Consider the following 13,022-nt stretch of genomic DNA (forward strand, 5'->3'; position numbering starts at 1 on the left):
AGTCACGCCGCAAGCCCATGTTTCGTAAGGACTTTTTCTCAATCTCATGGAATTAATTCACATCGCCATCACAGCGCGTGGCTTGATGAATTGAGCGGAATCGCTCTCGATGCCAGTCCAATGTGGAACTTGTTCACACAACAACTTATTCACCTGTGATTTATTTCTCACCGCAAAGCACAGGCGGCATCAATTAACAATTGGGCAACAAAAGTGAATTCAACCAACCGCCTCCGCATCGGCATCACCATCGGCCTCCACCACGAAGCCGAAACCCTCTGGAACAACGGCATCAAGCAGAACGCCGTGTTTCTGGCCGAGGCGCTCAAGCACTGCCCGGGCGTGGCCTCGGTGGTGCTGGTTAACACCACGGCCACGCCGATCACGCCGGCCCTGCCCTGGGACCAGGCGCGCTGGCCCACGACGAACTTCGAGGGAGCGAAGGACAGCGTCGACGTGCTGATCGAGCTGGGCGGCCAGATCGACCACCTGCAGACCGACTACCTCAAGCAGCGCGGCGCCCGGCTGGTGTCGTACTGCTGCGGCTTCGAGTACGTGCACGCGATGGAGTCGATGCTGTTCAACAAGCCGCTGTGGGGCCGGAACCTGTTCGTCAACCAGCGCTACGACGACATCTGGATGGTTCCGCAGGTGGCGCACATCAGCCAGCCCTACTTCGAGGTGCTGCGCCGGATCGAGGCGCGCGCCGTGCCCTTCGTCTGGAGCCCGGTGTTCCTCGAGGAGCGCACGCGCGGGTTGCCCGAGGGCGGCGTCTACCAGCCGCGCGTCGGCCCGCGGCGCCTCAGCGTGATGGAGCCGAACATCAACGTGGTGAAGTTCTGCCTCTACCCGATCCTGGTCGCCGAACTGGCCTACCGCGCGCGGCGCGAGGCGATCGCGCTGCTGCAGGTGGCCAACGCCGAGAAGATGGCGCGCGAGAACATGGAATTCATCACCCTGATGAACCAGCTCGATCTGGTGCGCGAGCACAAGGCCGTGTTCCTGGGCCGGCACGACACGCCGACCTTCCTGGCGCAGAACACCGACATCGTGATCTCGCACCAGTGGGAGAACCCGCTCAACTACTTCTACCTTGAGACCTGCTGGCAGGGCTATCCGCTGGTGCACAACGCCCACCTGTGCGCGGACCTCGGCTACTACTACGAAGCCAACGACGTGGCCGCGGGCAGCGCGCGCGTGCTCGAGGCGATCGACACGCACGATGCGCAGTCGCTCGCCTACCGCGAGCGCCAGCGCGGCCTGATCGACCGCTACCTGCCCGGCAACGCGGCCGCCACCGAGGTGTACAACACGCTGCTGCTCGGCCTGATGCAGCGCCCCGCCCGATAACCGGAGCCGCCATGCTCGAACCCTCCGCCCTCCAGCGCTTCTTTCCCGTGATCGTCACGCCGAGCCACGACGGCAAGTTCTTCCAGAACTACGTGATGTCGATGATGAACTTCGCCATCGAGGCCGAGCGCACCGGCATGCGCATGCAGGTGCTGTTCCACCAGGGCGAAAGCCTCGTGACCCGGGCGCGCAACAACTGCGTGGCCCAGTTCCTCGCCAACCCGGAATGGACCCACCTGTTCTGGATCGACGCGGACATCGGCTTCTCGGCGCAGGCGGCGTTCCGGCTGCTGCTCTCGGACTACGACATCGCGGCCGGCGTCTATCCGCTCAAGCGCGAGGACTGGCCGCACGAAGGCGTCGCGGCCGGCACCACGCGCGCGCAGTTCGAAGCGACGTTCACGCGCTACACCGTCAACGCCAACGCCTCCGAGATCAGCGGCAAGGTCGAGCTCGAGGTGCAGCCCGACGGCTTCATGAAGATGACCGAGGCGCCCACGGGCTTCATGGCGATCAAACGCGGCGTGTTCGAGCGGCTGATGGCGAGCTATCCCGAGCTCAGCTACGTGCCCGACAGCATCGGCGAGGCCGACCTCGGCCTGCACTACCGCTTCTTCGACGTGATGGTCGACCCCGTGACGCGCCGCTACCTCTCGGAGGACTACGGCTTCTGCCGCCTCTGGTCGGGCCTGGGCGAGGCGATCCACATCGACGCCAACTCCAACCTCACGCACCAGGGCGCCAAGCTCTACCGCGGCGACTTCGCGACCTCGCTCACGACCTCGCTGCCGCACGCGGTGGGCGGACCCGCGGGCGCGGCGATGGAACTCAAGGGCACGCAGTACCTGAGCCCAAACCGCCCCCCGGCGCTCTGAATGCCAGCGCGCGCGCCATGAAAAAAGCCCCGCGGATGCGGGGCTTCGTCGACGCGGGCAGGGCCGGCCCGGGGACCGTCCGGCCTGTCTTCAGGCTCAGGCCGTGACCGAATCCGCCACGCCCTTGTAGTCCTCGATCTTGTCGAAGTTCAGGTACTGGTAGATCTGTGCGCTGGATGCATCGAGCACGCCGGCGCTGGCCATGTACTCTTCCTTGGTCGGAATGCGGCCGAGGCGCGAGCAGATGGCGGCCAGTTCGGCCGAACCCAGGTACACGTTGGTGTTCTTGCCCAGGCGGTTCGGGAAGTTGCGGGTGCTGGTCGACATGACCGTGGCGCCTTCGCGCACCTGGGCCTGGTTGCCCATGCACAGCGAGCAGCCCGGCATCTCGGTGCGGGCACCGGCATTGCCGAACACGCCGTAGTGGCCTTCCTCGGTCAGCTGCTGCGCGTCCATCTTGGTCGGCGGCGCGATCCACAGCTTGACCGGGATGTCGCGCTTGCCTTCGAGCAGCTTCGACGCGGCGCGGAAGTGGCCGATGTTGGTCATGCACGAGCCGATGAACACTTCGTCGATCGCGGCACCGGCCACGTCGCTCAGCGTCTTCACGTCGTCCGGGTCGTTCGGGCAGGCCACGATCGGTTCGTGGATCTCCGCCAGGTCGATCTCGATGACGGCGGCATAGTCGGCGTCGGCATCGCCCTTGAGCAATTGCGGGTCCTTGAGCCAGGCTTCCTGCGCGGCGATGCGGCGTGCCAGCGTGCGGGCATCCGCGTAGCCTTCGGCAATCATCCACTTCATCAGCGTGATGTTGCTGTTGATGTATTCGATGATCGGTTCCTTGTTCAGGTGCACCGTGCAGCCGGCGGCCGAGCGTTCGGCCGAGGCGTCGCTGAGCTCGAAGGCTTGTTCGACCTTGAGGTCGGGCAGGCCTTCGATCTCGAGGATGCGGCCCGAGAAGATGTTCTTCTTGCCTTGCTTGGCCACCGTCAGCAGACCCGACTTGATGGCGTACAGGGGAATCGCGTTGACCAGGTCGCGCAGCGTGACGCCGGGCTGCATCTTGCCCTTGAAGCGCACCAGCACCGACTCGGGCATGTCCAGCGGCATCACGCCGGTGGCGGCCGCGAAGGCCACGAGGCCCGAGCCCGCCGGGAAGCTGATGCCGATCGGGAAGCGGGTGTGGCTGTCGCCGCCGGTGCCCACGGTATCGGGGGTCAGCAGGCGGTTGAGCCAGCTGTGGATCACGCCGTCGCCCGGGCGCAGCGAAACGCCGCCGCGGTTGGCCATGAACTCGGGGAGTTCATGGTGCATCTTGACGTCGACCTTCTTCGGGTACGCCGCCGTGTGGCAGAACGACTGCATCACGAGGTCGGCCGAGAAGCCCAGGCAGGCCAGGTCCTTCAGCTCGTCGCGTGTCATCGGGCCGGTGGTGTCCTGCGAGCCGACCGAGGTCATCTTGGGTTCGCAGTACGTGCCCGGGCGCACGCCCTGGCCTTCGGGCAGGCCGCAGGCGCGGCCGACCATCTTCTGTGCCAGCGAGAAGCCCTTCTTGGTGTCGACCGGGCTTTGCGGCAGGCGGAACAGCGTGGAGACCGGCAGGCCCAGCGCTTCGCGCGCCTTGGCCGTGAGGCCGCGGCCGATGATCAGCGGAATGCGGCCGCCGGCGCGCACTTCGTCGAACAGCACATCGCTCTTCACGGTGAATTCGGCGATGACCTGGCCGTCCTTCAGGGCCTTGCCTTCGTAGGGACGCAGCTCGACCACGTCGCCCATGTTCATCTGCGTCACGTCGAGCTCGATCGGCAGCGCGCCCGAGTCTTCCATCGTGTTGTAGAAGATCGGCGCGATCTTGCCGCCGAGGCAGACGCCGCCGAAGCGCTTGTTGGGCACGAACGGGATGTCCTCGCCGGTGAACCACAGCACCGAGTTGGTCGCGCTCTTGCGCGACGAACCCGTGCCGACCACGTCGCCGGCGTAGGCCACGAGGTGGCCGCGCGCGCGCAGGTCCTCGATGAACTTCACCGGGCCGCGCTTGCCGTCTTCCTCGGGAACGATGCCGGGGCGCGCGTTCTTGTGCATCGCCAGGGCGTGCATCGGGATGTCGGGACGCGTGGTCGCGTCGGGCGCGGGCGACAGGTCGTCGGTGTTGATCTCGCCGGCCACCTTGAAGATGCTGACGGTGATGCTCTGCGGCACTTCGGGGCGGCTGGTGAACCACTCGGCATCGGCCCAGCTCTGCAGCACGCCCTTGGCGTTGGCATTGCCCTTGTCGGCCTTTTCCTTGACGTCGTGGAACTGGTCGAACATCAGCAGCGTCTTCTTGAGGCCCTCGGCCGCGACGGCGCCGACTTCGGCGTCGTCCAGCAGGTCGATCATGGGGCTGATGTTGTAGCCGCCGAGCATCGTGCCGAGCAGTTCGGTGGCACGGGCGCGCGTGATGAACGCGCTCTTCTCGGCGCCATGCGCCACGGCCGCGAGATAGCTGGCCTTGACCTTGGCAGCGTCGTCCACGCCCGCGGGCACGCGGTGGGTCAGCAGGTCGAGCAGGAAGGCACCGTCCTTTTCGTTCGCGCTCTTGAGGAGCTCGATCGCTTCAGAGGTCTGCTTCGCGCTCAGGGGCAGCGGCGGGATACCGAGCGCGGCGCGCTCGGCGACATGGTCAACGTAGGCTTGCAACATCTTCTTTTCTCCGGAAACTTGGGGCTGGAGGGCATGCGGCGCGGTGTTCGACCCGCCGTCCGGCTTTCGCCGGTCGGCAAGCAAGAGCCGCGCCGTCCCTCGTGGGGTCGACTTACTTCTTGTCGCCGTCAGCGCCTTCGAAAAGGCTCTTCGGCGGGTTCTTCTTCATTTCTTCGGCAAAGGCGATCTGGGCCGGCGTCTGGCATTCGTCGGCGATGCGTAGGCCTGCCTTCTGGTTCATCAGCATCGACTTGTTGCCCAGCTGCAGCCACATGGCGCCGGCACGGGGGTCTTCGAGGCGGATGGCGCCGGTGCGGCTTTCGACCGGGTGCATGCGGTAGCGCAGGCCCTTGGTGGTCACGGTGAAGAAGCCGGGCTTCTTCTCGTCCTCGGTCACGGTCACGTCGGCGCCGAGTTCGCACTGGGCCTTGCCGGTCGACACGCGCTTGGCGACCTCGAGGTCGGACTCGGTGAGCACGATGTTGGTGTCGTCGCTGATCGGCGTGACTTCCTCGACGGCCTTGGCGGCCTTGCGGGTGACCTGGCGCTTGGGCGGTGCCTTCTTGGCTTCGGCGGACTTGGCGGCGGGCTTGGCAGCGGCCGGCTTGGCGGGCGTGCTGCTGCTCTGGGCCAGCGCACCGAACGGCAGAGCCAGGGCCACTGCGGCGATCAGGGCGATTTTCTTCATGTGAGGGTTTCCTTGAGGCTGGTTCGGAGGTTTCAGGAGACCGCGGGCGTCAGCCAGGCCTGGGCCTCTGGCGGCAACGCGCGCCCTGTTGCGTGGGCACGCGTCAGTACCTGCCAGAAATGACGGTAGCTCGCGCGGTCGTGCAATGTGCCATCAATTTGTGTCGGCGCCCAATCCGCGGCCGCCGCCTTGACCAGGATATTTGTGGCAATTTGAATCTGCGCCTCGTCGGGCGCGAAGGCCTCGAGGATCGGCCGGATCTGGTTCGGATGGATGCTCCACATGCGCGTGTAGCCGAATTCGCGGGCCGCCTTGCGGGCCGCGGTGCGCATGGCGTCCATGTCGTTGAACTCGGTCACCACGCAGTGCGAGGGCACCTTGCCGTGCGCATGCGCGGCCGAGGCGATCGCCAGCTTGGCGCGCACCACCAGCGGATGCGTGAACTGGCCCGCGGCCCCCATGCCCTCGGCGGGGATGGCGCCGGCGTGGGCCGAGACGAAGTCCATCAGGCCGAAGCTCAGCGACTGCACGCGCGGATGGGCGGCGATGTCGAAGGCGTTGTGCACGGCCAGGGGCGATTCGATCAGCACGTGCAGCGGCAGCGTTTCCGCATCGGCGGCATCGAGCGCGGCCACGGCCTGCTCGACATCGGCCACCGACTCGACCTTCGGCACCATCAGGTGGCTCAGCCGCTGGCCGGCACGGCCCGCGATGGTGACCACGTCGCCCGCGAAGGCCGGGTGGTCGACCGGGTGCACGCGCACGCCGACGCGCATGCCGGGCCTGGCGGCCAGCGCCAGCTCGGTGACCAGCGCGGCATGCTCGGCCTCGCCGCCCACCGGGGCGCCGTCCTCGCAGTCGAGGGTGACGTCGAACACGCAGGCGCCGAACTCCTCGGCCATCTCGGCCTGGAGCGCGAGGCTCTTCTTCATGCGCGCCTCGACGCCGCTGTAGTGGTCGCACACCGGCAGGCTGACGGCGCCGGCCTGCGCGCCGAGCAGCACCTGGGCGGGATGGGCGGGGGCGCGTTCGCTCACGGTGGTCACGCCTTCTTCTGCGCCACGATGAACATGCGCGGGAAGGCCAGCAGCCGCTTGCCGTCGGTGCGTGCCGGGTAGGCCTCGTTCACGCGGCGCTCGTATTCGGCCAGGTAGCTGGCCTGCAGGTCGGGCGGCAGCCGGTCGACGAAGGGCTTCAGGCCCGTGCCGCGCACCCATTCGACGATGGAGGCGGCATCGGCCATGCGGTGCTGGTAGATCGTGTGCCAGACATCGACGTTGGCCGCGCGCGGCGCGAGCAGGTCGTAGTAGCCGCCCAGCGGCAGCAGCCTGGTGCGCAGCCGGTCGGCATCGCCGATGGGCTCGGCCCAGGGTGCTTCGGCCGCGAGCGCGCGCATCAGGCGGTGCGTGGGTTCCTGGCGGTTGTCGGGCATCTGGATGGCCAGCACGCCGCCGGGGGCGAGCGCGTCGAACAGGCGCGGGATCAGCGTTTCGTGATCGGGCACCCATTGCAGCGACGCGTTCGCATAGATGAGGTCGGGCGCCGCTTCCGCGGAAGGCGCCCAGGTCGCGATGTCGCTCAGCTCGAAGCGCGCGCCGGGCAGGCGCTCGCGCGCGCTGACCAGCATGGCTTCGGAGTTGTCGGTCCCGAGGGCCTGGGCCTTCGGGAACCGGTGGACCAGCAGCTCGGTGGAGTTGCCCGGACCGCAGCCGAGGTCGACCACGCGGGCCGCCTCCGCCAGAGGCACCCGCGCCAGGAGTTCCTGTGCGGGGCGGGTGCGCTCGTCCTCGTAGCGACGATAGAGCGCGGGGTTCCAGTCGAGCATGCCGGTGCCTGGCTTACAGCAGGTGGGCGACGCCGGCCTGCTCGTCCTGCAGTTCCTTGAGCGTCTTGTTGATGCGTTCCTGGCTGAATTCGTCGATGGCCAGGCCTTCGACCAGCTTGTATTCGCCGTTTTCGGTGGTGACCGGGAAGCCGAAGATCACGTCCTTCGGAATGCCGTACTGGCCGTCCGACGGGATGCCCATCGTGACCCACTTGCCGTTCGAGCCCAGGGCCCAGTCGCGCATGTGGTCGATGGCGGCGTTGGCGGCCGAGGCGGCCGACGACAGGCCGCGCGCTTCGATGATCGCGGCGCCGCGCTTGCCGACGGTGGGCAGGAAGGTGTCGGCATTCCAGACCTGGTCGTTGATCAGGTCCTTGACGCTCTTGCCGCCGACGGTGGCGAAGCGGTAGTCGGCGTACATCGTGGGCGAGTGGTTGCCCCAGACGGTGAGCTTCTCGATGTCGCCCACGGCGGTGCCGGTCTTGGCGGCGATCTGGCTGGCGGCACGGTTGTGGTCCAGGCGCAGCATGGCGGTGAAGTTCTTGCGCGGCAGGTCCGGCGCGCTCTTCATGGCGATGTAGGCGTTGGTGTTGGCCGGGTTGCCGACCACCAGCACCTTGACGTCGCGGCTGGCGACGGCGTTGAGCGCCTTGCCCTGGGCCGTGAAGATCTGCGCGTTGGCGGCCAGCAGGTCGGCGCGCTCCATGCCGGGGCCGCGCGGACGGGCACCCACGAGCAGCGCGTAGTCGGCGTCCTTGAAGGCCACCAGCGGGTCGCCGCTGGGGATCACGCCGGCCAGCAGCGGGAAGGCGCAGTCCTCGAGCTCCATGATCACGCCCTTGAGCGCCTTCTGGGCCTTCTCGTCGGGGATTTCGAGCAATTGCAGGATGACCGGCTGGTCCTTGCCGAGCATTTCGCCGGACGCGATACGGAACAACAGGGCATAACCGATTTGACCGGCGGCACCGGTGACGGCAACGCGGACGGGCTTTTTGCTCATGGGAAGACTCCAGAAGTGATGTGACGGTGTCGACGCACGCGCGAGACGCGGCGGCGGAAGTCTCGCGGGGCGGCCGGAAGGTCCGAAACGGGCCGGACGGCCGCGGCGCGGGAACGGCGGGCATTTTAAGCCGATTCGATGAGCCCCGTCTTATGTCTTATATAAGATATCCTCCGGGTTCCGCTACGGCGCTTACCCACGCCCTGCCATGAACAGCCCCACCACCACCCTCGACGAGCCCACCACGCCCTCGTTCAGCCCGCTCTACCAGCAGATCAAGACCCTGATCCTGCAGAGCCTGCAGGCGGGCGAGTGGAAGCCGGGCGAGCCGATCCCGAGCGAGATGGACCTGGCCGTGCGCTTTCGCGTCAGCCAGGGCACGGTGCGCAAGGCGATCGACGAACTCGCGGCCGAGAACCTCGTGGTGCGGCGCCAGGGCAAGGGCACCTTCGTCGCCACGCATGCCGAGCAGCATGTGCAGTACCGCTTCCTGAAGCTGGTGCCCGACACCGGCCATCCGAACGCGGAAGGTCCGGCCGAACGCACCATCGTCGACTGCAAGCGCCTGCGCGCCTCGGCCGACGTGGCGCGCGCACTGGGCCTGCGCACCGGCGACGCCGTGCTGCAGGTGCGGCGCGTGCTCGCCTACGGCGGCGTGCCGACCATCCTCGAGGACCTCTGGCTGCCGGGCACGCCGTTCAAGGGCCTCACGGCCGAGCGGCTGCGCGCCTGGCCCGGTCCGATGTACGCGCTGTTCGAAACCGAATTCGGCGTGCGCATGGTGCGCGCCGAAGAGAAGATCCGCGCGGTGCTGCCCGATGCCGAACAGGCGCAGCTGCTCGACGTCACGCCGCAGATGCCGCTGCTGAGCGTCGAACGCGTGGCCCACACGTACCACGACATGCCGATGGAACTGCGCCGCGGTCTCTATCGCACCGACACGCACCACTATCGCAACCAGCTCGGCTGAATGCGCCTCACGATGGACCATGCAACGAATACGCTTCGAGCCGCCGTGCAGCGCGCGCAACACGCTATGAAGTCAAGAGCATCCGACTGCGGCGGTGCGTCGACGCGAGCGCGACCGATGCGCGATGGTGCATTGCAATAGAATTTTGCGTTGTTTGCATTTCCCGAAGAGAAAACAAAAGCGTTCGCTCTCAGAACAAGTCAATCAACAAGCCACGAAAGCCCCTCCATGACAGAGCTTGCATCCTCCTCCACACCACGGCGTCGCGAATTCCGCAACATCAACGCCTTCACCGATCTCACGACCTACCGTCTGCCTCCGGCCGGCATCGTGTCGATCCTGCACCGCGTCAGCGGCGCGCTGATGTTCCTGCTGCTGCCGTTCATCATCTGGATGTTCGACACCTCGCTCTCGTCCGACTATTCGTTCGCCAAGTTCAAGGCCGCCTTCAACAGCGGCCTTGGTTTCGTTCCGGGCTGGTTTTTCAAGCTCGTGGTGCTCGCGCTGATCTGGGCCTACCTGCACCACTTCATCGCCGGCGTGCGCCACCTCTGGATGGACGTGAGCCACAAGGCCGTGACCAAGGAGTTCGGCAAGAGCTCGGCCATCTTCACGCTGGCTGCGAGCGTCCTGCTGACCGTCGTGCTCGGCGCCAAGCTGTTCGGCCTGTACTGAGAAGGAGCCTGAAATGTCTGTGAACTACGGCTCCAAGCGCATCGTCGTCGGCGCGCACTACGGTCTGCGCGACTGGCTCAGCCAGCGCGTCACGGGCGCCCTGATGGCGCTCTTCACGATCATCCTGCTGGCGCAGCTGATCTTCACGCGCGGCCCGATCGGCTACGACCTGTGGGCCGGCATCTTCGCCGCCCAGTGGATGAAGGTCCTGACCTTCTGCGTCATCGTGTCGCTGCTCTATCACGTGTGGGTCGGCATGCGCGACATCTGGATGGACTACATCCAGCCCGTCGCGATCCGCCTCGTGCTCCAGATCTTCACCATCGTCTGGCTGGTCGGTTGTGCGGGTTGGGCCATTCAAGTGCTTTGGAAAATCTGACGACCCCATCCCCACCATGACCTACACAAAAGAACAAATCACCAAGCGCAAGTTCGACGTCGTGATCGTCGGTGCCGGCGGTTCCGGCATGCGCGCCTCGCTGCAACTTGCGCGCGCGGGCCTCAACGTGGCCGTGCTCTCCAAGGTGTTCCCCACCCGTTCGCACACCGTCGCTGCGCAAGGCGGCGTGGGCGCCTCGCTCGGCAACATGAGCGAGGACAACTGGCACTACCACTTCTACGACACGATCAAGGGTTCCGACTGGCTCGGCGACCAGGACGCGATCGAGTTCATGTGCCGCGAGGCACCGAAGGTCGTGTACGAGCTCGAGCACTTCGGCATGCCCTTCGACCGCAACCCCGACGGCACGATCTACCAGCGTCCGTTCGGCGGCCACACGGCCAACTACGGCGAGAAGCCCGTGCAGCGCGCCTGCGCCGCGGCCGACCGCACCGGCCACGCGATGCTGCACACGCTCTACCAGAAGAACGTGGAAGCGCGCACCCAGTTCTTCGTCGAATGGATGGCACTCGACCTGATCCGCGACGACGAAGGCGACGTGGTCGGCGTGACCGCGCTCGAGATGGAAACCGGCGACCTGCACATCCTGCAGGCCAAGACCGTGCTGCTGGCCACCGGCGGCGCGGGCCGCATCTTCCAGGCCTCGACCAACGCCTTCATCAACACCGGCGACGGCCTCGGCATGGCCGCGCGCTCGGGCATCCCGCTGCAGGACATGGAGTTCTGGCAGTTCCACCCGACCGGCGTGGCCGGCGCGGGCGTGCTGCTGACCGAAGGCTGCCGCGGCGAAGGCGCGATCCTGCTCAACAGCAACGGCGAACGCTTCATGGAGCGCTACGCGCCCACGCTGAAGGACCTGGCACCGCGCGACTTCGTCTCGCGCTCGATGGACCAGGAGATCAAGGAAGGCCGCGGCTGCGGTCCCAACAAGGACTACGTGCTGCTGAAGCTCGACCACCTCGGTGCCGAGACCATCCACAAGCGCCTGCCTTCGGTGTACGAGATCGGCGTCAACTTCGCCAACGTCGACATCACCAAGGAGCCGATCCCCGTGGTGCCCACCATCCACTACCAGATGGGCGGCATCCCGACCAACATCAACGGTCAGGTCGTGATCCAGAAGGGCGAGGACAACAGCGCCGTCGTCAACGGTCTCTACGCCGTGGGCGAATGCTCGTGCGTGAGCGTGCACGGCGCCAACCGCCTGGGCACCAACTCGCTGCTCGACCTCTTGGTGTTCGGCCGCGCGGCCGGCAACCACATCGTCGAGTTCAACGACAAGCTGAAGGAACACAAGCCGTTGCCGGCCAATGCCGCCGACCGCACGCTCGAGCGCCTCAACGAACTGCAGAACTCCACCGGCGGCGAGTACGCGCAGGACGTGGCCAACCAGATCCGCTCGACCATGCAGCAGCACGCGGCGGTGTTCCGCAAGCAGGCCTCGATGGACGAAGGCGTGGTCAAGATCGCCGAAGTGCGCGAGCGCGTGAAGGCCATCGGCCTGAAGGACAAGTCCAAGGTGTTCAACACCGCGCGCATCGAGGCACTGGAAGTCGACAACCTGATCGAAGTGGCGCAGGCCACCATGGTCTCGGCCGCGGCCCGCAAGGAATGCCGCGGTGCCCACACCGTCGAGGACTACGAGCGCCCGGCCGACGATCCGGTCGCGCCGCTGGGCCGCGACGATGCCAACTGGATGAAGCACACGCTCTGGTACAGCGCCGACAACCGCCTCTCCTACAAGCCCGTCAAGCTGCAGCCGCTCACGGTCGCCTCGGTTCCGCCGAAGGTTCGCACCTTCTAAGCGCCAGCTCAGATCAGCCACGTAAAAGCATTCACAAGGTCACAACGATGAAGCGCACATTCCAGATCTACCGCTACGACCCGGACAAGGACGCGAAGCCCTACATGCAGACCATCGAGATCGAACTCGACGGCCACGAACGCATGCTGCTCGACGCCCTGATGAAGCTCAAGGCGCAGGATCCGACGCTGTCGTTCCGCCGCTCGTGCCGCGAAGGCGTCTGCGGTTCCGACGCGATGAACATCAACGGCAAGAACGGTCTGGCCTGCCTGACCAACATGAACACGCTCAAGGGCACCGTGGTGCTCAAGCCGCTGCCCGGCCTGCCGGTGATCCGCGACCTGATCGTCGACATGACCCAGTTCTTCAAGCAGTACAACTCGATCAAGCCGTACCTGCAGAACGACACCGTGCCGCCCGAGAAGGAGCGCCTGCAGTCGCCCGAAGAGCGCGAGGAGCTCAACGGCCTGTACGAGTGCATCCTGTGCGCGAGCTGCTCGACGAGCTGCCCGAGCTTCTGGTGGAACCCCGACAAGTTCGTGGGCCCGGCCGGCCTGCTGCAGGCCTACCGCTTCATCGCCGACAGCCGCGACGAAGCCACCGCCGAGCGCCTCGACAACCTCGAGGACCCGTACCGCCTGTTCCGCTGCCACACGATCATGAACTGCGTCGACGTGTGCCCGAAGAGCCTGAACCCGACCATGGCCATCGGCAAGATCAAGGAACTGATGGTGCGTCGCGCCATCTGACCCG

General features: G+C 66.3%; 12 protein-coding genes. 7 read left to right on the top strand and 5 right to left on the bottom strand.

Annotated elements, in window-relative coordinates; genetic code table 11:
* Positions 1–213 precede the first annotated feature (213 nt).
* On the top strand, positions 214–1,350 hold the full coding sequence (locus tag KV106_RS07500; protein ID WP_261208637.1) for a DUF2827 domain-containing protein: 1,137 nt from the start codon (positions 214–216) through the stop codon (positions 1,348–1,350).
* 11 nt (positions 1,351–1,361) lie between these two features.
* On the top strand, positions 1,362–2,225 hold the full coding sequence (locus KV106_RS07505; RefSeq protein WP_261208640.1) for a hypothetical protein: 864 nt from the start codon (positions 1,362–1,364) through the stop codon (positions 2,223–2,225).
* 96 nt (positions 2,226–2,321) lie between these two features.
* On the opposite strand, the gene KV106_RS07510 is transcribed toward KV106_RS07505, so the two are convergent.
* The 5 genes from KV106_RS07510 to KV106_RS07530 form a co-directional block, all read right to left on the bottom strand.
* The gene (locus tag KV106_RS07510) at positions 2,322–4,907 is read right to left on the bottom strand and encodes a bifunctional aconitate hydratase 2/2-methylisocitrate dehydratase (protein WP_261208641.1); all 2,586 of its coding nucleotides are present in this window, start codon (positions 4,905–4,907) and stop codon (positions 2,322–2,324) included.
* Between the two features lie 112 nt (positions 4,908–5,019).
* The gene (locus KV106_RS07515) at positions 5,020–5,595 is read right to left on the bottom strand and encodes a hypothetical protein (RefSeq protein WP_057595827.1); all 576 of its coding nucleotides are present in this window, start codon (positions 5,593–5,595) and stop codon (positions 5,020–5,022) included.
* A gap of 32 nt (positions 5,596–5,627) precedes the next feature.
* A complete protein-coding gene (locus tag KV106_RS07520; protein ID WP_057595826.1) occupies positions 5,628–6,641 on the bottom strand; it encodes an HpcH/HpaI aldolase/citrate lyase family protein in 1,014 nt (337 codons plus the stop codon).
* A complete protein-coding gene (tam, locus tag KV106_RS07525; RefSeq protein ID WP_093348765.1) occupies positions 6,638–7,420 on the bottom strand; it encodes a trans-aconitate 2-methyltransferase in 783 nt (260 codons plus the stop codon). Before tam ends, KV106_RS07520 begins: the two co-directional genes overlap by 4 nt.
* A gap of 13 nt (positions 7,421–7,433) precedes the next feature.
* Positions 7,434–8,420: a malate dehydrogenase gene (locus KV106_RS07530; protein ID WP_057595824.1), complete on the bottom strand. Its 987-nt coding sequence runs from the start codon at positions 8,418–8,420 to the stop codon at positions 7,434–7,436.
* A gap of 208 nt (positions 8,421–8,628) precedes the next feature.
* On the opposite strand from KV106_RS07530, the gene KV106_RS07535 reads away from it, so the two are divergent.
* From KV106_RS07535 to KV106_RS07555, 5 genes are all read left to right on the top strand, one after another.
* The gene (locus KV106_RS07535) at positions 8,629–9,390 is read left to right on the top strand and encodes a GntR family transcriptional regulator (protein WP_057595823.1); all 762 of its coding nucleotides are present in this window, start codon (positions 8,629–8,631) and stop codon (positions 9,388–9,390) included.
* 228 nt (positions 9,391–9,618) lie between these two features.
* Positions 9,619–10,065 carry a succinate dehydrogenase, cytochrome b556 subunit gene (gene sdhC, locus KV106_RS07540; RefSeq protein WP_261208645.1) on the top strand — a complete coding sequence of 149 codons (447 nt, stop codon included), beginning with the start codon at positions 9,619–9,621 and terminating at the stop codon, positions 10,063–10,065.
* A gap of 13 nt (positions 10,066–10,078) precedes the next feature.
* On the top strand, positions 10,079–10,444 hold the full coding sequence (sdhD, locus tag KV106_RS07545; protein ID WP_057595821.1) for a succinate dehydrogenase, hydrophobic membrane anchor protein: 366 nt from the start codon (positions 10,079–10,081) through the stop codon (positions 10,442–10,444).
* 16 nt (positions 10,445–10,460) lie between these two features.
* Entirely contained in the window at positions 10,461–12,269 is a 1,809-nt protein-coding gene (sdhA, locus tag KV106_RS07550; protein WP_261208647.1) for a succinate dehydrogenase flavoprotein subunit, read from the top strand.
* Positions 12,270–12,316: 47 nt separating this feature from the next.
* The gene (locus KV106_RS07555) at positions 12,317–13,018 is read left to right on the top strand and encodes a succinate dehydrogenase iron-sulfur subunit (RefSeq protein ID WP_057595819.1); all 702 of its coding nucleotides are present in this window, start codon (positions 12,317–12,319) and stop codon (positions 13,016–13,018) included.
* Positions 13,019–13,022: the final 4 nt, after the last annotated feature.

Source organism: Variovorax endophyticus (assembly GCF_025376855.1).
Taxonomy (GTDB): domain Bacteria; phylum Pseudomonadota; class Gammaproteobacteria; order Burkholderiales; family Burkholderiaceae_C; genus Variovorax.

Bases quoted from the DNA above. Each gene is read 5' to 3' on its own strand.
- KV106_RS07505 (WP_261208640.1), top strand. From the start codon at position 1,362: ATGCTCGAACCCTCCGCCCTCCAGCGCTTCTTTCCCGTGATCGTCACG.
- KV106_RS07510 (WP_261208641.1), bottom strand. From the start codon at position 4,907: ATGTTGCAAGCCTACGTTGACCATGTCGCCGAGCGCGCCGCGCTCGGT.
- KV106_RS07515 (WP_057595827.1), bottom strand. From the start codon at position 5,595: ATGAAGAAAATCGCCCTGATCGCCGCAGTGGCCCTGGCTCTGCCGTTC.
- tam (WP_093348765.1), bottom strand. From the start codon at position 7,420: ATGCTCGACTGGAACCCCGCGCTCTATCGTCGCTACGAGGACGAGCGC.
- KV106_RS07530 (WP_057595824.1), bottom strand. From the start codon at position 8,420: ATGAGCAAAAAGCCCGTCCGCGTTGCCGTCACCGGTGCCGCCGGTCAA.
- KV106_RS07535 (WP_057595823.1), top strand. From the start codon at position 8,629: ATGAACAGCCCCACCACCACCCTCGACGAGCCCACCACGCCCTCGTTC.
- sdhC (WP_261208645.1), top strand. From the start codon at position 9,619: ATGACAGAGCTTGCATCCTCCTCCACACCACGGCGTCGCGAATTCCGC.
- sdhD (WP_057595821.1), top strand. From the start codon at position 10,079: ATGTCTGTGAACTACGGCTCCAAGCGCATCGTCGTCGGCGCGCACTAC.
- sdhA (WP_261208647.1), top strand. From the start codon at position 10,461: ATGACCTACACAAAAGAACAAATCACCAAGCGCAAGTTCGACGTCGTG.
- KV106_RS07555 (WP_057595819.1), top strand. From the start codon at position 12,317: ATGAAGCGCACATTCCAGATCTACCGCTACGACCCGGACAAGGACGCG.